This is a genomic window from Pseudomonas sp. AFG_SD02_1510_Pfu_092, assembly GCF_003331055.1.
In the GTDB taxonomy this organism is placed as follows: Bacteria; Pseudomonadota; Gammaproteobacteria; order Pseudomonadales; family Pseudomonadaceae; genus Aquipseudomonas.
This window is the reverse complement of sequence record NZ_PUQD01000009.1, coordinates 36956-59874: the sequence shown is the minus strand read 5'-3', so window position 1 is coordinate 59874 and position 22919 is coordinate 36956. Positions and strand designations below refer to the sequence as shown.

Annotated in this window: 20 protein-coding genes; 8 read left to right on the top strand and 12 right to left on the bottom strand. The window is 65.8% G+C overall.

Translation table 11 applies throughout. The features are described from left to right. Positions 1–68 precede the first annotated feature (68 nt). The 5 genes from pedH to pedF all read right to left on the bottom strand — a co-directional run bounded on the left by pedH (position 69) and on the right by pedF (position 5186). Positions 69–1853 (bottom strand): PQQ-dependent alcohol dehydrogenase PedH, encoded by a 1785-nt coding sequence (pedH, locus tag C6A77_RS06650; protein WP_114168703.1) that lies wholly within the window; start codon positions 1851–1853, stop codon positions 69–71. 106 nt (positions 1854–1959) lie between these two features. Then, on the bottom strand, positions 1960–2904 hold the full coding sequence (locus C6A77_RS06645) for a quinoprotein relay system zinc metallohydrolase 1 (RefSeq protein WP_114168701.1): 945 nt from the start codon (positions 2902–2904) through the stop codon (positions 1960–1962). Positions 2905–2940: 36 nt separating this feature from the next. Then, entirely contained in the window at positions 2941–3708 is a 768-nt protein-coding gene (locus tag C6A77_RS06640; protein WP_114168699.1) for a quinoprotein dehydrogenase-associated SoxYZ-like carrier, read from the bottom strand. Between the two features lie 135 nt (positions 3709–3843). Then, positions 3844–4719 carry a transporter substrate-binding domain-containing protein gene (locus C6A77_RS06635; RefSeq protein WP_114168697.1) on the bottom strand — a complete coding sequence of 292 codons (876 nt, stop codon included), beginning with the start codon at positions 4717–4719 and terminating at the stop codon, positions 3844–3846. A 5-nt stretch (positions 4720–4724) separates the two neighbouring features. Beyond that, positions 4725–5186, bottom strand: a complete 462-nt coding sequence (gene pedF, locus C6A77_RS06630; protein WP_114168695.1) for a cytochrome c-550 PedF — start codon at positions 5184–5186, stop codon at positions 4725–4727. A 254-nt stretch (positions 5187–5440) separates the two neighbouring features. Between pedF and exaA the strand changes: the two genes are divergently transcribed. Both exaA and C6A77_RS06620 read left to right on the top strand, forming a co-directional pair. Then, positions 5441–7336 (top strand): quinoprotein ethanol dehydrogenase, encoded by a 1896-nt coding sequence (gene exaA, locus C6A77_RS06625; RefSeq protein ID WP_114168694.1) that lies wholly within the window; start codon positions 5441–5443, stop codon positions 7334–7336. Between the two features lie 146 nt (positions 7337–7482). Next, positions 7483–8142 (top strand): pentapeptide repeat-containing protein, encoded by a 660-nt coding sequence (locus C6A77_RS06620; RefSeq protein WP_114168693.1) that lies wholly within the window; start codon positions 7483–7485, stop codon positions 8140–8142. Positions 8143–8302: 160 nt separating this feature from the next. Here C6A77_RS06620 and C6A77_RS06610 read toward each other — a convergent pair whose 3' ends face one another. Together C6A77_RS06610 and C6A77_RS06605 are read right to left on the bottom strand one after the other, a co-directional pair. Continuing rightward, on the bottom strand, positions 8303–8935 hold the full coding sequence (locus tag C6A77_RS06610; RefSeq protein WP_114168692.1) for a response regulator transcription factor: 633 nt from the start codon (positions 8933–8935) through the stop codon (positions 8303–8305). A 1-nt stretch (position 8936) separates the two neighbouring features. Then, positions 8937–10208: a histidine kinase gene (locus C6A77_RS06605; protein ID WP_114168691.1), complete on the bottom strand. Its 1272-nt coding sequence runs from the start codon at positions 10206–10208 to the stop codon at positions 8937–8939. Positions 10209–10365: 157 nt separating this feature from the next. Here C6A77_RS06605 and C6A77_RS06600 point away from each other — a divergent pair, with 157 nt between their 5' ends. The 6 genes from C6A77_RS06600 to C6A77_RS06575 all read left to right on the top strand — a co-directional run bounded on the left by C6A77_RS06600 (position 10366) and on the right by C6A77_RS06575 (position 15519). Then, a complete protein-coding gene (locus C6A77_RS06600; protein WP_114168690.1) occupies positions 10366–11559 on the top strand; it encodes an ABC transporter substrate-binding protein in 1194 nt (397 codons plus the stop codon). A gap of 31 nt (positions 11560–11590) precedes the next feature. Then, entirely contained in the window at positions 11591–12580 is a 990-nt protein-coding gene (locus tag C6A77_RS06595; protein ID WP_114168689.1) for a YVTN family beta-propeller repeat protein, read from the top strand. Continuing rightward, positions 12577–13317, top strand: a complete 741-nt coding sequence (locus tag C6A77_RS06590; protein WP_114168688.1) for an ABC transporter ATP-binding protein — start codon at positions 12577–12579, stop codon at positions 13315–13317. The genes C6A77_RS06595 and C6A77_RS06590 overlap by 4 nt, the downstream gene beginning before the upstream one ends. Then, on the top strand, positions 13314–14105 hold the full coding sequence (locus C6A77_RS06585) for an ABC transporter permease (protein WP_114168687.1): 792 nt from the start codon (positions 13314–13316) through the stop codon (positions 14103–14105). Before C6A77_RS06590 ends, C6A77_RS06585 begins: the two co-directional genes overlap by 4 nt. A gap of 129 nt (positions 14106–14234) precedes the next feature. Further along, entirely contained in the window at positions 14235–14795 is a 561-nt protein-coding gene (locus C6A77_RS06580) for a PQQ-dependent catabolism-associated CXXCW motif protein (RefSeq protein WP_114168686.1), read from the top strand. A 58-nt stretch (positions 14796–14853) separates the two neighbouring features. Further along, on the top strand, positions 14854–15519 hold the full coding sequence (locus C6A77_RS06575) for a response regulator transcription factor (protein ID WP_114168685.1): 666 nt from the start codon (positions 14854–14856) through the stop codon (positions 15517–15519). A 106-nt stretch (positions 15520–15625) separates the two neighbouring features. Here the strand turns inward: C6A77_RS06575 and C6A77_RS06570 are convergent, their stop codons facing one another. The 5 genes from C6A77_RS06570 to C6A77_RS06540 form a co-directional block, all read right to left on the bottom strand. Beyond that, positions 15626–17524, bottom strand: a complete 1899-nt coding sequence (locus C6A77_RS06570) for a NahK/ErcS family hybrid sensor histidine kinase/response regulator (RefSeq protein WP_114168684.1) — start codon at positions 17522–17524, stop codon at positions 15626–15628. Then, a complete protein-coding gene (gene nosP, locus C6A77_RS06565; protein ID WP_114168682.1) occupies positions 17493–18656 on the bottom strand; it encodes a nitric oxide-sensing protein NosP in 1164 nt (387 codons plus the stop codon). The genes C6A77_RS06570 and nosP overlap by 32 nt, the downstream gene beginning before the upstream one ends. Before the next feature lie 284 nt (positions 18657–18940). After that, positions 18941–20125: a porin gene (locus tag C6A77_RS06555; RefSeq protein WP_114168680.1), complete on the bottom strand. Its 1185-nt coding sequence runs from the start codon at positions 20123–20125 to the stop codon at positions 18941–18943. 224 nt (positions 20126–20349) lie between these two features. Then, entirely contained in the window at positions 20350–20904 is a 555-nt protein-coding gene (locus C6A77_RS06550) for an XRE family transcriptional regulator (protein WP_114168678.1), read from the bottom strand. Positions 20905–21551: 647 nt separating this feature from the next. Further along, positions 21552–22910 (bottom strand): aspartate aminotransferase family protein, encoded by a 1359-nt coding sequence (locus C6A77_RS06540; RefSeq protein WP_114168674.1) that lies wholly within the window; start codon positions 22908–22910, stop codon positions 21552–21554. Positions 22911–22919 lie beyond the last annotated feature (9 nt).

Below are 22919 nucleotides of genomic sequence, written 5' to 3'. Positions count from 1 at the left end.
GGGCTCTCGTCATTTGGTAGTAGGGCCGCTTGCCGCCGGATGGCTGGCGGCAAGCGGCAGGCGTGGGGTCAGCGCTTGGCGCTGGCGGTTTGCAGCTGCTTGGGCAGCTTGAAGGTCCAGAGCATGCCGCCCTGGTTGAAGTCCTTGACCCGCTTGGCCACTTCGCCGCCCCACAGCGGTACCGCGCCGCCCCAGCCGGAGACCACCGACACGTACTGCTCGCCGTCCATTTCCCAGGTCACTGGCGAACCGAGCACGCCGGAACCGGTCTGGAACTCCCAGACCTTGTCGCCGGTCTTGGCGTTGAACGCCTGCAGGAAGCCCTCCGGCGTGCCGGTGAACACCAGGTTGCCCTTGGTGGTCAGCACCCCGCCCCACAGCGGCGCGAAGTTCTTGTGGCGCCACACTTCCTTGCCGCTGACCGGGTCGATGGCACGCAGCACGCCGATGTAGTCTTCGTTGAGCGGCTTGATGGTGAAGCCGGCACCGAGGAACGCCGCGCCCTTCTTGTAGGCGATGCCTTCGTTCCAGATGTCCATGCCCCACTCGTTGGAAGGCACATAGAACAGGCCGGTGTCCTTGTTGTAGGCCATCGGCATCCAGTTCTTGGCGCCGAGGAAGGCCGGGGCGACGAACACCGAGCTGCCCTTGGCCTCGCTGCCTGGTGCACCGGGGCGGCTGGCTTCGTTGTAGATCGGCCGGCCGTCCTTGTCCAGGCCGGTGGCCCAGGTGATCTTGTCGACGAACGGGAAACCACGGATGAACTTGCCGTTGGTGCGGTCCAGGACGTAGAAGAAGCCGTTGCGGTCGGCGGTGGCGGCGGCCTTGACCTCTTTGCCGCCGTCCTTGTAGTTGAACGAGATCAGCTCGTTGACGCCGTCGAAGTCCCAGCCGTCATGCGGCGTGCTCTGGAAGTGCCACTTGATGGTGCCGTCGTCCGGGTTCAGCGCCAGGCGCGACGAGGAGTACAGGTTGTCGCCCGGGCGCAGGTGCGAGTTCCACGGTGCCGGGTTGCCGGTACCGAAAAGGATCAGGTTGGTTTCCGGGTCGTAGTAGCCGCCCAGCCAAGGGGCCGCACCGCCGGTCTTCCACAGGTCGCCAGGCCAGGTCTTGCCCGCCTCGCCGCCGGAAATACCGTTCTCGATGGCTTTGCCATCCTTGTACACGTAGCCCATGTGCCCTTCCACGGTCGGGCGCATCCACAGCAGCTCGCCGTTCTCCGGGTTGTAGGCCTGGATCTTGCCGACCACGCCGAATTCGCCACCGGCGACGCCGGTGATCAGCTTGCCGTTGACGATCATCGGCGCGGCGCTGATGGAGTAGCCTTCCTTGTGGTCAGCGACCTTCTTGCTCCACACCACCTTGCCGGTGTCCTTGTTCAGCGCCACCAGCTTGGCATCGAGGGTGCCGAAGAACACCAGGTCGCCGTACAGCGCCACACCACGGTTGATCACGTCGCAGCACGGGCGGATGTCATCGGGCAGGCGCGCATCGTATTGCCACAGCTTCTTGCCGGTGCGCGCATCCACGGCGAACACCCGCGAATAGGAGCCGGTGAGGTACATCACGCCGTCCTTGACCAGCGGCTGAGCCTGCTGGCCGCGCTGCTTCTCGCCGCCGAACGAGAACGCCCAGACCGGCCGCAGTTCCTTGACGTTGTTGCTGTTGAGCATGTCCAGCGGGCTGTAGCGCTGACCCTGCACACCCAGGCCGTTGGTCACGATCTGCTGCGGGTTCTTCGGGTCCTGGAGGATTTCTTCATTGCTGACAGCAGCGTGCGCCGCATTGGCAAGCAGCATGGCGCTGAGCACCAGGCTCACGGCGAACACGGGACGACGTGGGGATCGGGTCATGACGGCTACCTTTGGAGTTTTTGTTGTGTCCGGGAAAATTTCCCGGTGTGCCGGGAATTCTTGGTCGCGGCCTGTTTGCCAACAATTGCCAGGAGTACGGAGTTTTCTAGTTCCTTGGTATGGGGCTGGCGTCCACGCGCCGCAGTTGCTGGCGTTCGTAGCGCGGGTACAGATGGCTGACACTGCGAATCAACTCGTAGCGCGTCAGGCTGATGCCGGCAAACCGCTCGGGGATCGGCCTGCGGATCATCTCGGCCATGTCATCGCCGCGCGCAGCACCGTCGCGCATCAGCCCGTCCAGCCAGCCCAGGTAGTCGCGCATCTGGGCAAACGGCCGGGCATCGCTGGCGACCGGGCCGTGGCCGGGTACCAGCTGCTTCCAGGGCAGCGCCTGCAAGGTGTCCAGGTCCTGCAGCCACACCTCCAGGCCCGGGCTGTTCGGCGTGGTCAGGGCACGCTGGTAGAACACCAGGTCGCCGGCGAACAGCACGCCGGTGGTTTCATCGAGAATCGCCAGGTCGGCGCCGGTATGCCCGCCCAGCGCCAGCAGCCGCAGGCGGTGCCCGCCAACCTCGCGAATGCCCGGCTCTAGCACCCGCGTCGGCAGCACCACCTCGGTGCCACGCATCCAGTCGCCGACCAGGCGGTACATGTTCTCGGCCATCGCCTCACCCTGCTGGCGCAACAGCTCGCCCGTGCCGGCCAGGGCGCCGACGGGCACATCGGCAAACGCCTGGTTGCCCAGCACATGGTCGGGGTGATGATGGGTCAGCAACACTTCGCTCACCGGCTTGTCGGTGACCGTGGCAATGGCCTGGCGCAAGGCTTCGCCGTAGCGTTTCGACGGCCCGCTGTCGATCACCAGCACGCCGCTTTCGGTGGCGATGAATGCCGTGTTGACGATGTTGCCACCGTTATCCTTGGCGAAATTGTCGGTGCTGCCCTCCAGTAGCCAGGTGCCCTCGGCGATCTGCCGGGGGTTGAGCCGATAGTTCAGGTCGGCCCAGGCCGGCAGGCCCAGGCACAGCAGCAACAGCAGAATGCAACGCATCACGGCGGCCTCTGGTCGGGGAATCGGGTGCGGCGCTCAGGGCACGGCGGCCTCGAACTGGTTGCCGCTGTTGTCCTGCAACACCAGGCGGGTCGGCCCTGGGCCAAGGATGTCGAAACCGAGGTTGGGGTTTTCGCTGACCGCCGGGTACAGCGCCAGGCTGGCCAGGCGCTGGCCATCGGCGCCCTGCAGCTCGGCGTGGTTGAGGAAGAACTCGGGGATGCCGCTGACCAGGCCATTGTCCATCGGGTGCGCTACCTGCAGGCGCAAGCGGCTACTGTCCGCGCGCGGGTAGCGCCCGCCCAGCACTTCGCCGAGGTGCTCCTCCCAGCCGGGCTGGGTGCGTACCACGCTGGGCGCGGTACAACCGCCGCCAGCGGCATCGATCAGGGTCGAGCCGACATGCCAGATGCCGTCACGCGTCAGCACCGCAGCACGCAGCGGCGTGGCCTGTTCGATACGGATGCGGATCGACAGCCAGGGCAATACCCGCTCGCCGGGCTGGAAGTCGACAATCCGCGGCAGCGGGTTGAGTTCGGCCCAGGCGAGAATCCGCACCACCTCGCTACCGAGCGCCCGGGCGTCGATCTCCAGCGGCACCTGGCGGGCGTCCTCGGCAAACGGCGGCGCCAGCAGCTTGACCCGCTCATCGAAGACGAACGCGGCCTGGCCGAGCAGCTGTTTGTGATAGAAGTCCCACATCACCGAGGGTACCGGGTCCTTGTTGGCACTGGGCTCGCTGGCCAGGGCCTGGCCGGCCCAGGGCATCCAGCAGGCCAGCAGGAAAGCCGCTCGCCAGTTCATAACCAACTCCTTTTCGCCGACTGCGAGAAGGCCCCTGTGGGAGCGGGCATGCCCGCGAAGCAGGCGCCGCGGTGGATGGCACGGGCTTCGCCCGTGTTCGCGGGCGCGCCCGCTCCCACAGGGGTCTTGCCAGTGTTATTGATACATCTCCGGTACCTCATAGCGCAGCCCATAACTGGCATACATCGCCTTCAACCGCCCATCACGGATCATCGCCTCCAGGGCCTCCTCCACCGCATAGGCCAGTTGCCGGTTGCTTTCGTGCACCGCCATGCCGATCTCCCAGGCCTGCTTGCCGAGGTTCGGGTAGGCGTTTTCCGCCAGTTGCAGTTGCGGGTCGCCGGCCTGGTGCAGTTGCCAGTCGACCTCGCCGCGCATCGCCATCACCGCATCCACCTGGCCCGCCTGCATGGCCGCGAAGGCCTGCTGCACATTGGGGTAATGATGGGTCCTGGCGCTGAGCATGCCGTTGAACACCGAGGTCAGGTAGAACGACGGTACGCTGTCCACCTCGACCCCGATCGGGTGCTGGCGGAACACCGCGACACTGGCCACCGAGTCCAGCCGGCGGCGGTCGTAGGCGACCTGCCAGCGCTCCTCCTGATACGGGCCGAACATCACCACCTGGGCGTTTTCCAGCTCACCCACCTCGTTGCGCCGCTGCGCGTAGGCGTGGTCGTAGGGCACCCGCATCATCAGGTCGGCCAGCTGCTGATGGCGCAGCGGGCTGCCGCGCCAGATGTAGTCGCGCAGGTCGTCGTCGAGCTTTTCGCCGGGGGGCGCCCAGATCAGTTGCAGGCGCACCCCCAGCGCTGCCGCCAGCGCCTGCGCCAGCTCCACATCGACACCGCGCGGCTGGCCGTGGTCCTCGAAGCTGTAGGGGGCGAAGTCCTGGTACACCGCGACCTTCAGCTCGCCAGCGGCAATGATCGCGTCGTAGTTGCGCACTTGCGCCTGGGCCGCCGCGCAACACAGCAGCAGGCCACTCAACAGCACCGCCAACAGGCGCATGGCCGTCACTCCTCGACGTGCACGCTGTCAAGGTAGGTGCGCACCGCCCACAGGGCTTCCTGGCTCAGGTAGTCGGCCATCTTCGGCATGTACACCCGGCCGTCGCGAACCGCGCCATGGCGCACCCGCTCGACGAACCATTCATCCCCGGCCTCGCCGGCATCGAGCATGCGCAGGTCAGGGGCGATGCCGCCCGACTTGGCTTCCAGGCCGTGGCAGGCCGCGCAGTTCTGGTTGTAGGCCGAGGCGCCGATTTCCACGGCCTTGTCGCGTTCGGGCGATTCGCGATACGGGTTGACCGCCGCCCAACCGTCGCCGTCCACGCTGACACCGGCGTCCTTGATCGGGGTCAGGCCCTGGGTCTCTACCGCCTGCGGCACGACATTGCCATGGCCCCAGGCGGTGCCACTCAGCACCGCCGCGGCGAGCAGCCCTGTAGCCAGCAACACATTGCGTTTTATTGTCATTGTCATGCCCTCACCATTGCACGCAAAGCCTCAACCACAGAGGCCGTATCGCCATCTTAAAAACAGCCCGCAGGCGGCCGAATGCTGCTTTGGTGGCCGGGCCTTACTCCCTTGGTAGTAGGGCTTGTGGCGATGGGCCAATTGAGGTGGCGTACGGGAACTATTCCCGGCCACGGCGGGAAGTTTTCCGTATCCGGCGACGGCTGCCGCGCCCCACCCTGTGCAGGCCAAAACCTCCACTGGGAACTGCAACCATGACAATAAGATCGCTACCCGCCCCTTCCCCTCTGGCCCTCGGCGTGCGTGCGCTGCTAGTGGCCGGTGGCCTGGCCCTGGGCAGTGTGGCAACAGCGGCCACCAGCCCTGCGCCAGCTGCCGGCAGCAACGTCAGCTGGGAAGACATCGCCAACGACCACCTCACCACCCAGGATGTGCTGCAATACGGCATGGGCACCAACGCCCAGCGCTGGAGCCCGCTGGCCCAGGTCAACGAGCAGAACGTGTTCAAGCTGACCCCGGCCTGGTCTTACTCGTTCGGCGACGAGAAGCAGCGCGGCCAGGAGTCGCAGGCCATCGTCAGCGACGGCGTGGTCTATGTCACCGGCTCCTACTCGCGGGTATTCGCCCTCGACGCCAAAACCGGCAAGCGCCTGTGGACTTACAACCACCGCTTGCCCGACAACATTCGCCCGTGCTGCGACGTGGTCAACCGCGGCGCGGCGATCTACGCCGACAAGATCTACTTCGGCACCCTCGACGCGCGGGTCATCGCCCTCGACAAGCGCACCGGCAAGGTGGTGTGGAACAAGAAGTTCGGCGACCACGGCGCCGGCTACACCATGACCGGCGCCCCGGTGCTGATCAAGGACAAGACCAGCGGCAAGGTGCTGCTGATCCACGGCAGCTCCGGCGACGAGTTCGGCGTGGTCGGCCAGTTGTTCGCGCGTGACCCGGAAACCGGCGAAGAGGTGTGGATGCGCCCGTTCGTCGAGGGCCACATGGGCCGCCTGAACGGCAAGGACAGCACCCCGACCGGCGACGTCAAGGCGCCCTCCTGGCCGGACGACCCCAGCACCGAGACCGGCAAGGTCGAGGCCTGGAGCCATGGCGGCGGCGCGCCTTGGCAAAGCGCCAGCTTCGACCCCGAGAGCAACACCATCATCGTCGGTGCCGGCAACCCGGCGCCTTGGAACACCTGGGCGCGCACCGCCAAGGACGGCAACCCCGGCGACCATGACAGCCTGTACACCTCGGGCCAGGTCGGGGTCGACCCCAGCACCGGCGAAGTGAAGTGGTTCTACCAGCACACGCCGAACGATGCCTGGGACTTCTCCGGCAACAACGAACTGGTGCTGTTCGACTACAAGGGCAAGGACGGCAAGCTGGTCAAGGCCACCGGCCACGCCGACCGCAACGGTTTTTTCTACGTGGTCGACCGCAGCAACGGCAAGTTGCAGAACGCCTTCCCGTTCGTCGACAACATCACCTGGGCCAGCCATATCGACCTCGACAGCGGCCGCCCGGTAGAGAACCCCGGGCAGCGCCCGGCCAAGCCGCTGCCGGGTGAAACCAAGGGCAAGCCGGTGGAAGTCTCGCCGCCGTTCCTGGGCGGCAAGAACTGGAACCCCATGGCCTACAGCCAGGACACCGGCCTGTTCTACATCCCTGCCAACCAGTGGAAAGAGGAGTACTGGACCGAGCAAGTGAACTACAAGAAGGGCTCGGCCTACCTGGGCATGGGTTTTCGCATCAAGCGCATGTACGACGACCATGTCGGCACCCTGCGCGCCATGGACCCGAGCACCGGCAAGCTGGTATGGGAGCACAAGGAGCCCCTGCCGCTGTGGGCCGGCGTGCTGGCGACCAAGGGCAACCTGGTGTTCACCGGCACCGGCGATGGCTTTTTCAAGGCCTTCGACGCCAGAACGGGCAAGGAGCTGTGGAAGTTCCAGACCGGCAGCGGCATCGTCTCGCCGCCGATTACCTGGGAGCAGGACGGCGAGCAGTATATCGGCGTGACCGTGGGCTACGGCGGTGCGGTGCCGCTGTGGGGCGGCGACATGGCCGAGCTGACCAAGCCGGTGGCCCAGGGCGGCTCGTTCTGGGTGTTCAAGATCCCCAGCTGGGACACCAAGACCGCCCAACGTTGACCGCCTGAGCTGATGCAGCCCATCGCCGGCAAGCCAGCTCCCACCCCGACCGTGCTGCCTTCAACCTGTGGGAGCTGGCTTGCCGGCGATGGGCCGCAGAGCGGCCCCGGGCTGCTGGCCTGACTTCACATCGAGAGACGATCGCTATGAACTACCTGCCCTTCGCCTTGCTGCTGGTGCTGTCCCCCGCCATGGCCACGACTGCCGACGACGCGGCCAACGGCCCCCCCTTGACCATCAACGGCTGCCTGATCGCCGAGGCCAGCCAGTGCCCGGGCGCCAACCTGCGGGGCGCCAACCTGGCCAACCAGGACCTGCGCAAGATGAACCTGGCCGGCGCCGACCTGCGCGACGCCGACCTGCGCCATGCCCGGCTGGACCTGGCCAACCTGGAAAAAGCCCGGCTGCAGGGCGCCAACCTGACCCGCGCCAGCCTGCAGCAGAGCAACCTGCGCCTGGCCGACCTGAGCAACGGCCGGTTGGTGGCGGTTCAGGGCTGGGGCCTGTTCGCCCAGGGAGCGCAGTTTGCCCAGGCCGACCTCAGCGCGGCCTACCTGCAATTCGCCCGGTTGTCCGGGGCGCACCTGCAGCAGGCCAGGCTGCGCGCTGCGGACCTGGAGATGGCCTGGCTGAGCAAGGCTGACCTGCTGGAGGCCGACCTGGCTGATGCCAACCTGCAAGAAGCCAAGTTCGGCCAGAGCAACCTGCAACGCGCCGACCTGCGCGGGGCGCGCTTGCATTACGGGAATTTTCAGGACGCCAACATGGAAGGCTGCAAGGGGTGCCCGGATACCTGGGACAATTGAACAAAGCGTGCTGGGCACATTATTCCCCTGTGGGAGCGGGTTCACCCGCGAACACCGGCAAAGCCGGTGCCATATACCGAGTCGCCTCATTCGCGGGTGAACCCGCTCCCACAGAGTCCCTGCTAAACCCATCACTCGTAGGTTGGCCTTCAAAGAACCCTCACCCCGCCACCCGCACCAGGCCAAGATCAATCCCCAAGTGCACCAGTTCGGCATGCGAGCTGACCTGCAGCTTGCTCTTGAGCAAGGTCAGGTGGTTGGACACGGTCTTGGCGCTGATGCACAACTGCTCGGCAATCACCCGCACCGGCGTGCCTTTTGCCAGCATCACGAAAATCTCCAGCTCACGCTGGGTCATGCGTTGCAGGCGCGGGTCGCTTTGCTGTGCGCTGCAAGCCAACTGCGTGGCCAGCGGTTGTTCGATGTAGGCATGCCCGGCCAGCACCCGCTGCACCGCCTCGATCAGTACCTCGGGCGCCGAACTCTTGGTCAGGTACCCCGAAGCCCCGGCGTCCAGCGCCTGGCGTACCAGCGGCAGTTCGTCGTGCATGCTGAAAAACAGCACGCGCAACTGCGGCAGGCGCTGACGCAGGCGCCGGGTAGTTTCCAGGCCACTGATGCCCGGCAGGCCGAAGTCCATGATCACCAGGTTGGGCACCTGCTCCTGCACCCGGGCCAGGGCTTCTTCGCCACTGGCGGCTTCCCGCACCTGCATGTTCGGCAGCACCGCGCGCAACAGGCTGGCATAGCCCTGGCGAACCACGGCATGGTCATCGACCAAGACGATATTCATCTCACCTCCTTGGCATGTTCAGGGCCAGCGCCCAGCCGGCCCCGGGGCGGCTGATAATGCGCAGCTCACCACCGAGGCTGCGCGCGCGTTCGGCCATCGAGTGCAGGCCTAACCCGGGGCGCTGGGGCTGCAGCGCCCCGCGACCGTTGTCGCGCACCAGCAGGCGCAAGCCCTTGCCACTGCGTTGCAGGCGCACCCGCACCTGGCTGGCGCCGGCGTGGCGGGCGACGTTGGTCAGCGCCTCCTGCAACAAGCGGTACAAATGCGTGCGGCTCGGCCCGGGCAGCACCGGCAGCTGCGCGCCGACCCGCAGGCGACAGTCGATACCGTGGCTGGCCTGCCATTGGCTCACCAGCAAACCGAACGCCTCGGCCAGCGGCATGTGTTGCAAGGCCAGCGGGTACAGGTCATGCACCAGGGCGCGAAAACCCTGCTGCAAGCGTTCGCAATCGAGTTCCAGGGTGCGTGTGGTCTGCACCACCTGGGCGGGTTGGTCGGCGACCATGCGCAGCAGGCACAACTGGGCGCGAATACCCGCCAGGTATTGCCCCAGGTCGTCGTGCAGCGCCTGCGCCAGCTGGGTGCGTTCCTGTTCCTGCACCGCCAGCAGGGCCTGGGTCAGCTGGGCATTGTCGGCCCGGGCCTGCGCCAGTGAGCCGGTCATGCGGTTGAAGTGCTCCGCCAGCTGGCGCGCCTCCGGCAGGCCGGCCTCGCGCAGGCGCGTGCCCAATTGCCCGCCCGAAACCTGGCGCAAGGCCTGCAACAGCTCGTCCAGCAGGCCCATGCCGCGACGCACCGCCCAGCGGATGGTCAACAGGCTCGACAACAAGGCCAGGCCGCACAGGCCCAACAGTTGTTGCAGGGAGTCGCGCACCTCGTCGATTTCGTCGCGCGCATCCACGGCAATCATCACCCGCCGGCCATCGCCCAACGCCAGCAGCCGAGCACCGGCGTGGCGTTCACCGAGCAGGTGGCGGCCCAGCCAGGCATCCAGGCCGGTCTCCAGCGGCAACTGCACACGCTCGCCCGCCGCCAGCCAATGCACCCGGACATGGCGCAGGCTTTGCGTCAGCTGCGGTTGCAGGCTTGCCGGGTCGCGCTCGGCGCTGTCGCCAAGGTAGGCCACCACCGCTTCGGCAGACTGCAATTCACGCTCGACGTCAGCGACCGCCTGGTGCAACAGCACCCCGGCACAGGCCAGTGTCACCAGCGCGAAAAACACCGTGACGCAAAGGTTGATCCGCCACAAGGCCGACAGATCCGAGAGGCGCATGGGCGGTTCTCCTCAGGCCTGGAAGGTTGCCGGCCATGGTAGAACCGGGGCCTGCATGGCGAATTACTACCTTGGTACCGGCCGAGCGCTACTTTCTGCATATTTCCCCCTCCCGGCGGGCTTCCTATGCTGGCGCCATCTGCCGTGGAGTCGCCCTATGCGCCAGCCTGCCCACCTTGCCCTGACCTGCCTGCTGGCCCTGGCCGCGACGCTGCTGGCGCAGCCCGCAGCCGCCAACCAGGGCCAGGCTGCGCAACCGTTGCCGGTGCGCATCGGCTACCTGGGCTATCGCCCCGATCCCGGCCCGCTGCTGTCCAATGTCATTCCCGAGCCGGCCGATGCCGGCTTGCAAGGCGCCCGGCTGGCGATCGTCGACAGCAACAGCAGCGGGCGTTTCCTCAACCAGGCATTCCACCTGACCGAGGCCAGCGTCGACAGCCCCGAAGCCCTGCTGCAAGCCGCCCAGGCCCAGCATGACCAGGGGCTGCGGCTGTTCGTGGTGAATGCCCCGGCCGCCAGCCTGCGGGCCCTGGCGGCCGCCCTGCCCGACAGCCTGCTGTTCAATGCCGGCAGCGCGGACGACAGCCTGCGCAGCAGCCAGTGCCTGGGCAACGTGCTGCACAGCCTGCCGGGCCGGGCCATGCTGGCCGATGCCCTGGTGCAGTTCATGGTGGTGCGCAAATGGCAGCGGGCGCTGCTGGTGGTCGGCCAGACCGACGACGACCGCGCCTACGCCGCCGCCCTGCGCCGCGCCATGCAGCGCTTTGGCATGCAACTGGTCGCGGAAAAAGCCTGGACCTTCGACAACGACCAGCGCCGCAGCGCCCAGGCCGACATGCCGTTGTTCACGCAAACCACCGAGTACGACGTGGTGCTGGTGGCCGACGAGCGTGGCGACTTCGGCGAATACCTGCCCTACCAGACCTGGTACCCCCGGCCGGTCGCCGGCACCCAGGGCCTGACCCCCACCGGCTGGCACAAGACCGTGGAAACCTTCGGCGCGGCGCAGTTGCAAAAGCGCTTCGAAGCCCAGGCCGGGCGCTGGATGAACGACCGCGACTTCGCCGCCTGGATGGCCGTGCGCAGCGTCGCCAGCGCAGTGAGCAAACTGCGCCAGGCCGAGCCGCGTGCCGTGCAGCAATCGCTGCTCAGCGAGCAGTTGCCGCTGGACGGCTTCAAGGGCCGCAAGCTCAGCTATCGGCCGTGGAACGGCGAGCTGCGCCAACCGATCCCGCTGGTGCAACCGCGCGCGCTGGTCAGCACCTCGCCGCAGGAAGGCTTCCTGCACCCTTTCAACGAAATGGACAGCCTGGGCTACGACAAGCCCGAAGTGACCTGCGCCTACCCCTGACCCGATAACCACAACAACAAGGATTTTCGCCATGCGTCGCTGCGCTTTTCACCGGGCCATGCTCTACCCCACCCTGCTGGCCGGCGCCCTGGCGCTTGCCGGCGGGCATGCCATGGCCGCTACCGCCTGGGTCTCCAACGAGAAAGACAACAGCCTCAGCCTGATCGACCTGCAAACCCTAGAAGTGACCGAAACCCTGCCGGTGGGCCAGCGCCCGCGCGGCCTGCTGCTGTCCCACGACAACCGGTTGCTGTACATCTGCGCCAGCGATTCGGACCGGGTGCAGGTGATGGACGTGGCCACCCGCAAGATCATCAAGGAACTGCCCTCCGGCAAGGACCCCGAGCAGTTCGCCCTGCACCCCAACGACCGCTGGCTGTACGTGTCCAACGAGGACGACGCGCTGGTGACGGTGATCGACACCCAGACCGACAAGGTGCTCGGGCAGATCGATGTCGGCATCGAGCCCGAGGGCATGGCGGTGAGCCCCGACGGCAAGTGGGCGGTCAACACCAGCGAAACCACCAACATGCTGCACTGGATCGACACCAGCACCCAGACCCTGGCCGAAAGCACCCCGGTGGACCAGCGGCCGCGCTTCGTCGAGTTCAGCCAGGACGGCACACGGCTGTGGGCCTCGGCAGAAATCGGCGGCACGGTGACCATCCTCGACGTAGCCAGCCGCCAGGTGCTGAAAACCCTGACCTTCCAGATCAAGGGCGTGCACCCGGACAAGGTCCAGCCCGTGGGCATCAAGCTCAGCGCCGACGGCAAGTACGCCTTCGTCGCCCTGGGCCCGGCCAACCATGTGGCGGTGGTCGATGCCAGGACTTACGAAGTGCTCGATTACCTGCTGGTCGGGCGGCGCGTCTGGCAGCTGGCGTTCACCCCGGACCAGAGCCGGTTGCTGGCCACCAACGGGGTCAGCGGCGATGTCTCGGTGATCGATACGCACAACCTCAAGGTGCTCAAGTCGGTGAAAGTCGGGCGCTACCCCTGGGGCGTGGTGGTGACGCCATGAATACCCTCGAAGTCAGCGAGGTGAGCTTTGCCTACGGCCAGCGCGAGGCGCTCAGGCAGGTCGGCTTCAGCCTGGCGCCCGGGCGCTTCGCCGCCTTGCTCGGCCCCAACGGTGCCGGCAAATCGACCCTGATCGCCCTGCTCACGCGGCTGTACGACCTGCAGCAGGGCGACATCCGCGTGTGCGGCTGTTCGCTGCGTACTGCCGCACGGCCGGCCTTGCGCCAGTTGGGCGTGGTGTTTCAGCAAAGCACCCTGGACCTGGACCTGAGCGTGGAGCAGAACCTGCGCTATCACGCCTCGCTGCATGGCCTGTCGCGCCGCCAGCGCGATATACGGGTGGATGCCGAGCTGGCCCGCCAGGGCCTCGACGAACGCCGGCGCGAACCGGTCCGGGCGCTGAACATCGGCCATCGGCGGCGGGTCGAGATTGCCCGCGCGCTGCTGCACGAGCCGCGCCTGCTGCTGCTCGACGAAGCCAGCGTCGGACTTGACCCGGCCAGCCGCCTGGCGCTCAACCAGCACCTGCGGCTGCTGTGCCGCGAGCAGCAGCTCAGTGTGCTGTGGGCGACCCATCTGCTGGACGAGGTGCAGCCCAGCGATGACCTGCTGATCCTGCACCAGGGGCGCCTGGTGGCCAGTGGCATGGCCGATGCGCTGAGCCTCGAGCATGGCGGCGACCTTGACCAGGCCTTCGCCCGCCTGACCCGTACACCACAAGGGGACAACGCCCGATGAACGCTTACTGGCAATGCTTCAATGGCATCCTGCTGCGCGAATGCCTGCGCTTCGTCTTGCAGCGCACGCGTTTTCTCAGTGCCCTGGTGCGCCCGCTATTGTGGCTGCTGGTGTTCGCCGCCGGGTTTCGTGCGGCCCTGGGCATCGCCATCATCGAGCCTTATGACACCTACATCCCCTACGAGGTGTACATCATCCCGGGCCTGGCCTGCATGATCCTGCTGTTCAATGGCATGCAGGGCTCGCTGTCGATGGTCTATGACCGTGAGATGGGCAGCATGCGCGTGCTGCTGACCAGCCCGTTGCCGCGGCCTTTCCTGCTGGGCAGCAAGCTGCTGGCGACCTCGTTGATTTCCCTGCTGCAGGTGTACGCATTCCTCGCCATTGCCTGGCTGTACGGCGTGCAACCGCCGGCGGCGGGCTTGCTGCTGGCGCTGCCGGCGTTGTTGCTGGTGGCGCTGATGCTCAGTGCCCTGGGGCTGTTGCTGTCGAATGCGATACGCCAGCTGGAGAACTTTGCCGGGGTGATGAATTTCGTGATCTTCCCGCTGTTCTTCCTGTCCTCGGCGTTGTACCCGCTGTGGAAGATGCGCGAGGCCAGCCAGTGGCTGTACGGGTTGTGTGCGATTAACCCGTTCACCCATGCGGTGGAGCTGGTGCGCTTTGCCTTGTACGAGCGGCTGAACCTGCTGGCGCTGGCGGTATGCCTGGGGCTGACGGTGCTGTTCACGCTGCTGGCGATCCTCACCTTCAACCCCCAGCATGCGGCGCTGCGCAAGCCGCGCTGATCTGGCCGCTCCCACAGGTACTGTGCCCAGCCCGCTACTACTTTAGTACTGCCTTTGCTGTCTGATCGTCGCATTCACAACGCACCACCGCTGGCATGTAATGGGCCTATAACAAAAAGGACAAACCCCATGCCATGTGCCCTGCCCCGGCTGCCACGCCCTCTGCTGGCGGCGCTTTCGCTGAGCCTGACGCTGGGCCTTGCCCAGGCCGACAGCACGCCGCTGTTCTCTGCCGAAGGCTATCGCACCACCCTCTATCGCAGCCCCACCCCGCAGCAGGTCGAAGGCGGCCAGGTGATCGACACCGCCAGCCTGCAAAAAATGCTGCGCCAGCAACCCAGGCCGGTGCTGATCGACGTCTATCGCCGCCAATGGCTGCAGGGGCGTTTCATCGAAGACGAACCCCACGCCAACCTCCCCGGCAGCCTGTGGCTGGCCAACACCGGTGATGGCGAGCTGAGCCCGGCCTGGCAGGCCTACTTCGTGCGCAACCTGGCAACGGCCAGCGCCGGCGACCGGCAACGACCGCTGGTCTTTTACTGCCGCGCCGATTGCTGGTTGAGCTGGAACGCGGTAAAACGCGCGACAGCCCTGGGCTATAAGAATCTGTATTGGTACCGCGACGGCCTGGATGCCTGGCAGCAAGCCAACCTGCCGGTGGCGCCAGCACAACCGCAACCCTTCCCCTGAAGCTGTCGCCTGCGCATGCGTGCCCCGCTCCATCCAATAAAAACGAGGTGAAAAGGCCATGTACAAAATTCTGATTGCCGATGATCACCCGCTGTTTCGCGAAGCCATTCACAACGTCATCAGCGATGGCTTCCAAGGCAGCGAAGTCATGGAAACCGCCGACCTGGACAGTGCCCTGGCACTGACCCACCAGCACGATGACCTCGACCTGATCCTGCTCGACCTGAACATGCCCGGCATGCACGGCCTCAACGGCCTGATCACCCTGCGCAACGAGGCACCGACCACACCGGTGGTGATCGTTTCCGCCGAGCAGGAAAAGCAGATCGTGCTGCAGGCCATCACCTATGGTGCGGTGGGCTTCATCACCAAGTCGTCGCCACGCTCGCAGATGATCGAAGCGATCGAGCAGATTCTCAACGGCAATGTCTACCTGCCGCCCGACATCATCCGTGCCCAGAAAAGCACCAGCAGCCGGCGCCTCAGCGATGCCCCGAGCTTCCCGCCCGAGATGCTCCAGGCGCTGACCCGCAAGCAGCTGCTGGTGCTCGAACGCATGACCAAGGGTGAGTCGAACAAGCAGATCGCCTACACCCTGGATATCGCCGAAACCACGGTCAAGGCCCACGTTTCGGCGATTTTGCGCAAACTCAACGTGCACAACCGGGTGCAGGCGATCCTCAGCGCCGGCGATATCGATTTCGCCGATTACCTGCGCCGCTGATCTGCGCCGGCCACTTCGCGGGCATGCCCGCTCCCACAGGTTCTGTACAGGCTTCGAAGCCGCAGGGTACCTGTGGGAGCGGGCGAGCCCGCGAAGTGGCCGACGGCTATGTCACACTGCCAGCCAGCAAATGGCTCATCGCCGTCTTCAGCTTCATCGGCCGCACCGGCTTGTGCATCAAGGTATGGCCCAGCTCGCGAATCTGCTGTTTGAGTTCGTTGCTGTAGTTGGCGGTGATCATCAGTGCCGGCAGTGGCTGGGTACGCCGGGCATTGATCCGCGCCACGGCGTCGACGCCGTTGCAGTCGTTGTCCAGGTGATAGTCGGCAATCAGCAGGTCGGCTTCGGCGTGGTAGTTGTCCACCTGGCGCGCCAGGTCCTCTTCCGATAATGCGGTGACCACCTGGCAGCCCCAGCCTTCGAGCAAGGTGCGCATGCCGGCGCAGATCGCGGCATCGTTGTCCAGCACCCACACCCGCGCCCCGCGCAGGCGTTCGAGCATCGGCTCGCACACCGCCTGGCTCGGCTGGGGCCTGGGCGCGGTGGCGCTCAGCGGCACCTCGACGGCAAACACCGAGCCCTTGCCAAGCCAGGAACGCACGCGGATCCGGTGGCCGAGGATACCGGCAATCTTCTCGACGATGGCCAGGCCCAGGCCCAGCCCGCGGTCCTGGTCCGGGCGCTGCACATCACCGCGCTTGAACTCCTGGAACATCTCTTCCAGGTGCTCTTCGGCAATGCCGATCCCGCTGTCCCACACTTCGATGCGCAGGCCGCCGCGCAGGCGCCGGCAACCCAACACCACACGCCCGCTGCGGGTGTAGCGGATGGCATTGCTGAGCAGGTTGCGCAGAATCCGCGCCAACAGCTGGATGTCGCTGCGCACCACCGCAGAACAGCCTACGAAATGCAGTTCGAGCCCTTCGCTGCGCGCCACCTGGGCGTATTCGGCGGCGAGGTTGTCGACCAGCTCGCGCAGGGCGAACGGAGCGACATCGGCCTTGATCACCCCGGCGTCGAGCTTGGATATATCCACCAACGTACCGAGCAGGTTCTCCACATCTTCGAGGGAATTGCTCACGTTGCGCACCAGGTGTGCGCTGTCCTGCGGCGCGCGGCATTCGAGCAGGGCGCTGGTGAACAGCCGCGCCGCGTTCAGCGGCTGCAGCAGGTCATGGCTGACTGCCGCGAGGAATTTGGTTTTCGACAGGTTGGCTTGTTCGGCCTCGCGCTTGGCCTCGCGCAAGCGCGATTCGGCCCGGCTGCGTTCCTCGATCTCGCGCAGCAGCTGGTCATTGAGGCTGGTCAGCTCGGCCGTGCGCTCGCGCACCCGTTGTTCCAGGTGCTGGTAGGCCTGGTGCAGCGCCTGGGCGGTATTGCGCCGCTCGGTGATGTCGCGGATCAGCACGAAGATGCCCACCACATCGCCATTGGCCAGGCGGTTGGGCACGTAGGAGCGCAGCATGTAGCGCTCCTGCCCCTTGATATTGGTTTCGGCAAACTCGAAGGTCACGCTTTCCCCCGCCAGCGCCCGCGCGACATAGGCTTCCAGGCGCTGGTAGTGCTGCTCGCTATGCGCCTCGCGCAGGCTCTGGCCGAGCATCACGCCGCGTGGCCAGCAGTACCATTCTTCGTAGACCTTGTTGGTGAACTCGTAGACCAGGTCGGCGTTCAGGTAGGCGATCAGCGCCGGCACGTGGTCGGTGATCAGGCGAATCTGGTGCTGGTGGGCAGTTTCGGCGCGCTGCCGGGCTTCGCTGAGCAGGTGGTTGACGGCCTTGAGCTCGGCCATCGCCTGGTGCAGCGCTTCGGTGCGTTCGCGCACCTGTTCGGCCAGCACCACCGAATGCTGGAAGGCGGCGTAAGGGTCGTTGCCCCGGGTTACGCCGGACTCGATGCGTTCGATCAGCGCACCGTTGATGCGCTGCAACTTGTGGTTGTGCTGCTGCAGCCGGGCGATCTCGGCCTGCAGTTCAGCGACCGACAGGAGGCCGGTTGCGGGCAATGGCGACGCCGGTGAAGGTCTGGTTGATGTGCATGCCATTGAACTGTTCTCCGTAGGTGTTGAAGCCGATCACCCGCTGCTCGCGCAGGAACGCGCCGATCGGTTCCAGGCCATGGCGGCCTTCCAGTTCCAGCCGCCGCAGGAAGCAATCGCAACCGATGGTCAGCAACAGCGGGCCAAGGCGTTGCTGCAGGCCGTCGAACAGCTGGTGCAGGTTCGGCAACAACGGGCCTGGGGTCATGGCGGTGAGCACGATGCCGTGCTCCACCGCGCAGTAGAAACTCAGGCTCAGGTCCGCGTGCACTTGCTGGATGGCCCGCACGTAATACTGGTCGTGGATGCGCACGGCCAAGGGATGGGCGGCGAATACCCGGTAATCGAGTTCGGCCACCGGCACGCCGATATGCCGGGCGTACTCCTCGGCTGCGGGCTCGGCATTCAGTTCGAAGACCCGGCGCTGGGCGCTGTCGACCGCGGTGACCACCAGCTTTTCCTGACGCGGCAGGATGTGGTGGGTGGTGAACACTTCGAAGTCGAGCCAGGTGTTGACCAGCACCACCACTGCCGCGCCATGGTGGAAGGCGCCGCCGAAATACACATGGGTGCGGGTCAGGTAGTTGTCGTCGCCGGCCGAACCGCCAAAGTGCGGGATATCGCCCAGCGCCGCGCTGAGGGCGGCCAGGACCATTTCCTCGCGGCTGGACAAGCCATCGAGCAGGGTCAGGGCAAAGCTGTGGCCCTTGATCGGCGCCAGGTTGTTGCTGCGGCAGCTGCCAACCAGGCGCTCGACCATCTGCTGGGCGTCGATCAGGCTGAAGCGCTCCATTTCATCGATCAGCTCGGTGGCGATGGAAAAGTGCCGATGATCGAAGCCGACGGCCGTTACGCAGTTGCGCCCATAGCCCAGCGGGGTGATTTCGCCGGCACTGGTGCAGCCGACCAGGCGGATGCCGCCAAAACCTTGCTCCAGCGCCTCGCCCAGGGCCTGCAGGTCGTATTCGGCCGAGCAGAAGAACAGCACGAAGCCCAGGTGCGGGTGCAGCAGCTGCCCCGCCAGCTCCTGGGCGGCCAGCCGCGCGTCGGTGGCCTGGGACATGGCGCTGACCACACCGTCGTTGTGAGCCTGCTGCATGGTGGTCTCCGGCGCGGGTTGGCTGAGCGATGAGTGTACGAAGGCTGTACCGAAGGACGAATGCTACTTGGGTAGCGGGTGAGCGGTTCGATGGGTGTAAAAGCCCCGCATTCATGCAAGGAACCAACCTCAGGCCAGCCGCGGTCCCTGTGGGAGCGGGTTTACCCGCGAAGAATGCGACATGGTGTTGGGCACCGGCTTCGCCGGTGTTCGCGGGTAAACCCGCTCCCACAGGGGCCTCCAGCCACGGTGCGATGCGCACACCGGGGCTGGAGGCGAGGTCATTACCAGGTCAGCACTGCGCCGACCGCAAAGGTATCGGTGTCTTCGTTTTGCTCACTGGTTTCATGCCCGTCGATGGAAAACTGGTTGTACTCGGCAACCAGCTTGAGGTTGTCGTTGACGTCATGGAACAGCGCCACACCGCGGGTCTCGTAGTCGGCACCACTGCCCACCGCGCCGTTGCCGTCGTCCTTGGTCTTACCGTAGGACAGCGCCAGGCGGTTCTTGCCGAGTTTGTACGAGCCTTGCAGCAGATAGCCGTCACTGTCGACATTGCGCAGGGTCGGCTCGCCAGCATTGTTGGTGAAGAACGGGTTGATACCCTTGGCCTGGAACCCCGAACCGGTCAGCGACAGGCCGCCCATCTTCGCCTGCACGCCATAACCGACGCCCTTGGAGGTAACCGACTGCACCGCCGGGTCGGTGTTGTCGGAGGTCTGGTAGCTGCCGTTGAGCCAGCTGTAGATCTGCGCCCCGCCAAGGTCGAACTGGTAGGTGATCTCGCTCTCGGTACGCGGGTTTTCCTGGTAGGCCTTGCCGGTCGGGCTGCTGTCGTTGGTGTCCACCGGGTCCATGATGCCCACCGCCACCCGCAAGCCGTCCATCACCGGCGTACGGTAGGTGATCTGCGAGGTCGGGAACGGGTACGGGTAGCCGCTGCCGATGTTGCCGAACGATACCCCGCCGCCGTCCACCAGCCCCAGGGTGTCGCTGACCTGGCCGTAACCGGCGAGCAATTCGTCGAGCAGGATGTTGGAACGGGCGAACAGCCCGAAGTCCTTGCCGATCAGTACCTCGCCCCACTCGGGGTTGGCCACGGTGCCGTAGAACTGGCGCACATCGATGGCGGTGTCGGTGCCGTTGGTTTCGCTGTCGTTGATGGTGACCCAGAACGAGGCGCGGGCGCCGAGCTTCAGGTCATCGACCTGCTTGCCCATGTTGAAACCCAGGTAGTTGGGCAGAAAGCCCATCTTCACCCGCGACTGGCGGCGGTCGAACTGCTCGCCCTGGCGGTCGACATCGCTGTTGACGTAGAAGGCGTTGATGTAGCCGTCAGTGGAAAAGGTCGTCTGGTCTTTGTCGTAGAGCATGATCTCGGCTTGGGCGAGGCTGCTCAGGCAAAGGCTCGACAGGCTGACGGCAACCGCTGCCAGCAGACGGGGGGACAGGTTCTTATTGTTGTACATGGCGCGCTCCGGAACGAGGACGGGGTGTCGGAGGCGATTATCAGAAGCAGGCAAACAGCCAGATACACTGCCTTGGAGGGGGCTGGCAGGTGCTTTGGGGGCGTGCGCGGGGTGCGCTGATTCAGGCTTGAGACCGGGTTACGCCCAGAGGCAACACTTGCGGCGTAACCCTTAGGAGCAGGCAGGGAGCAAGGCCCCTGCGACTTTCTGGTCGGGCAGGCCCTTCAGCTGAACACCCAGAGCACGCGGGTGGGCTTGTCGGTGAGGTTGGCGTAACGAAAGCTGGCGTGCGGTTGCAGCTGAAAGCTGTCACTGGCGCGCAGGGTCACCGGTTCGCCGCCATCCAGCCACACGGTCAGCTCGCCTTCGAGGACGAAGCAGCCCTGCTCGGAGCTGTCGTCCAGGTATTCCTCGCCACTGCTGGCGCCGGGCTCCAGGTGGCTGTCGAGCATGGAGAACGCGCCGGTGATCGTCGGGGATGCCAGCACATCGGTGATGCCGCCGGCCAGGTGCAGCGTACGGCGCTCGTGCGGGCGGGTGACCCAGTCGAGTTCGCGGGGCTTTTCCAGTTTGTAGAAATAGGCGGTCGACACGCCGAGCTCTTCGCTGATGGCCGTAAGGTCAGCCACGGTCGGGCGCGATACGCCGCGCTCGACCTGGGACAGAAAACCCACCGAACGGCCGATGCGCTGGGCCAGCTCGCCAAGGGTCAGGCCCTTGAACTTGCGCAGGTCGCGAATCAGGACGGCCAGGCCTTCGATTTCTTCGTGCACTTTCATAATTGAATCGCGACTTTCGGACAGGAAATGGATGCCCTGAAAAGTACAGGATTCAACGTGCAAAGCAAAATGCTTCAAGGGAGCTGACACTTTACCTGCCGGGGCTTTGCCCGCGAACACCGGCACAGCCGGTGCCATCCACCGCACCGCCTGCTTCGCGGGTGAACCCGCTCCCACAGAGGACGGCGCAGGCCTGGGCTAGCACTGTACCTGTGGGAGCGGCTTTAGCCGCGAACACCGGCGCAGCCGGTGCCATCCACCGCGCCGCCTGCTTCGCGGGTGAACCCGCTCCCACAGAGGACGGCGCAGGCCTGGGCTAGCACTGTACCTGTGGGAGCGGCCGTGGCCGCGAACACCGGCGCAGCCGGTGCCATCCACCACGCCGCCTGCTTCGCGGGCTTGCCCGCTCCCACAGGAGACGGCGCAGGCCTGGGCTAGCACTGTAGCTGTGGGAGCGGCCGTGGCCGCGAACACCGGCGCAGCCGGTGCCATCCACCGCGCCGCCTGCTTCGCGGGTGAACCCGCTCCCACAGGAGACGGCGCAGGCCTGCGCTAGCACTGTACCTGTGGGAGCGGCTTTAGCCGCGAACACCGGCGCAGCCGGTGCCATCCACCGCGTTGCCGGCGATGGGCTGCACAGCAGCCCGTCAGCGTACAGCCTCGTAGGTGAGGTCCAGGCACTTGCGGGCTTTTGCCACCAGCTCGTCGATTTCCTCGACGCTGATCACCAGCGGCGGCGCGATGATCATGGTGTCGCCCACGGCACGCATGATCAGGCCGTTGTCGAAGCAGTGCTGGCGGCAGATCATGCCCACCCCTTTGCCCGGGTAACGGGCGCGGGTGGCCTTGTCCTGCACCAGCTCGATCGCACCGAGCATGCCCAGGCCGCGGACTTCACCCACCAACGGGTGGTCGGCCAGCTCGCGCAGGCGTTGTTGCAGGTACGCCGCAGTGTGCTCGCGCACCTGCTCGATGATCCGCTCGTCACGCAGGATGCGCAGGTTCTCCAGGCCCACCGCAGCCGCCACCGGGTGGCCGGAATAGGTGAAACCGTGGTTGAAGTCGCCGCCTTCGCTGATGACCCGGGCCACTTCGTCACGCACGATCACACCGCCCATGGGGATGTAGCCAGAGGTGAGGCCCTTGGCGATGGTCATCAGGTCGGGCTTGAGGTCGTAGTAGTCGCTACCGAACCACTCGCCGGTACGGCCGAAACCACAGATCACTTCGTCGGCGACGAACAGGATGTCGTAACGGGCGAGAATCTCCTTCACCTTCGGCCAGTAGCTTTGCGGCGGGATGATCACGCCACCGGCGCCCTGGATCGGCTCGGCGATGAAGGCGGCGACGTTTTCCACGCCCACTTCGAGGATTTTCTTCTCCAGCTGCTCGGCCGCCCACACCCCGAAGTCGGCCTCGGTCATGTCGCCACCTTCGCCGTACCAGTACGGCTGCGGGATGTGCACAATATCCGGGATCACCCCGCCCTGCTGGTGCATGCCGCTCATGCCACCCAGGGCGGCCCCGGCCACGGTGGAACCGTGGTAGCCGTTGATGCGGCCAATGATCACCTGCTTGTTGCGCTGGCCCTTGAGCGCCCAGTAGTGGCGGACCATGCGCAGCACGGTGTCGTTGCCTTCGGAACCGGAGCCGGTGAAGAACACATGGTTCATGCCTGGCGGGGCCACGTCGGCGATCGCCTTGGCCAGCTCCAGTGCAGGCGGGTGTGCGGTCTGGAAGAACAGGTTGTAGTACGGCAACTGCTTCATCTGCTGGCTGGCGGCCTCGGCCAGTTCATCGCGGCCATAGCCGACCGCCACGCACCACAGGCCGGCCATGCCATCGAGAATCTTGTTGCCCTCGCTGTCCCAGAGGTAGACGCCCTTGGCCGAGGTGATGATGCGCGGGCCCTTCTCGGCCAGCTGGCGGACATCGCTGAACGGCGCCAGGTGGTGGTCGCGGCTCAGCGCTTGCCAGGCCAATGTCTGCGAATGCTGTTCACTCATTGACTTCAC

Bases quoted from the DNA above. Each gene is read 5' to 3' on its own strand.
- C6A77_RS06595 (WP_114168689.1), top strand. From the start codon at position 11,591: ATGCGTCGCTGCGCTTTTCACCGGGCCATGCTCTACCCCACCCTGCTG.
- C6A77_RS06605 (WP_114168691.1), bottom strand. From the start codon at position 10,208: ATGCGCCTCTCGGATCTGTCGGCCTTGTGGCGGATCAACCTTTGCGTC.
- C6A77_RS06610 (WP_114168692.1), bottom strand. From the start codon at position 8,935: ATGAATATCGTCTTGGTCGATGACCATGCCGTGGTTCGCCAGGGCTAT.
- C6A77_RS06620 (WP_114168693.1), top strand. From the start codon at position 7,483: ATGAACTACCTGCCCTTCGCCTTGCTGCTGGTGCTGTCCCCCGCCATG.
- pedF (WP_114168695.1), bottom strand. From the start codon at position 5,186: ATGACAATAAAACGCAATGTGTTGCTGGCTACAGGGCTGCTCGCCGCG.
- exaA (WP_114168694.1), top strand. From the start codon at position 5,441: ATGACAATAAGATCGCTACCCGCCCCTTCCCCTCTGGCCCTCGGCGTG.
- C6A77_RS06540 (WP_114168674.1), bottom strand. From the start codon at position 22,910: ATGAGTGAACAGCATTCGCAGACATTGGCCTGGCAAGCGCTGAGCCGC.
- nosP (WP_114168682.1), bottom strand. From the start codon at position 18,656: ATGCAGCAGGCTCACAACGACGGTGTGGTCAGCGCCATGTCCCAGGCC.
- C6A77_RS06550 (WP_114168678.1), bottom strand. From the start codon at position 20,904: ATGAAAGTGCACGAAGAAATCGAAGGCCTGGCCGTCCTGATTCGCGAC.
- C6A77_RS06585 (WP_114168687.1), top strand. From the start codon at position 13,314: ATGAACGCTTACTGGCAATGCTTCAATGGCATCCTGCTGCGCGAATGC.
- C6A77_RS06640 (WP_114168699.1), bottom strand. From the start codon at position 3,708: ATGAACTGGCGAGCGGCTTTCCTGCTGGCCTGCTGGATGCCCTGGGCC.
- pedH (WP_114168703.1), bottom strand. From the start codon at position 1,853: ATGACCCGATCCCCACGTCGTCCCGTGTTCGCCGTGAGCCTGGTGCTC.
- C6A77_RS06555 (WP_114168680.1), bottom strand. From the start codon at position 20,125: ATGTACAACAATAAGAACCTGTCCCCCCGTCTGCTGGCAGCGGTTGCC.
- C6A77_RS06645 (WP_114168701.1), bottom strand. From the start codon at position 2,904: ATGCGTTGCATTCTGCTGTTGCTGCTGTGCCTGGGCCTGCCGGCCTGG.
- C6A77_RS06580 (WP_114168686.1), top strand. From the start codon at position 14,235: ATGCCATGTGCCCTGCCCCGGCTGCCACGCCCTCTGCTGGCGGCGCTT.
- C6A77_RS06600 (WP_114168690.1), top strand. From the start codon at position 10,366: ATGCGCCAGCCTGCCCACCTTGCCCTGACCTGCCTGCTGGCCCTGGCC.
- C6A77_RS06590 (WP_114168688.1), top strand. From the start codon at position 12,577: ATGAATACCCTCGAAGTCAGCGAGGTGAGCTTTGCCTACGGCCAGCGC.
- C6A77_RS06575 (WP_114168685.1), top strand. From the start codon at position 14,854: ATGTACAAAATTCTGATTGCCGATGATCACCCGCTGTTTCGCGAAGCC.
- C6A77_RS06635 (WP_114168697.1), bottom strand. From the start codon at position 4,719: ATGCGCCTGTTGGCGGTGCTGTTGAGTGGCCTGCTGCTGTGTTGCGCG.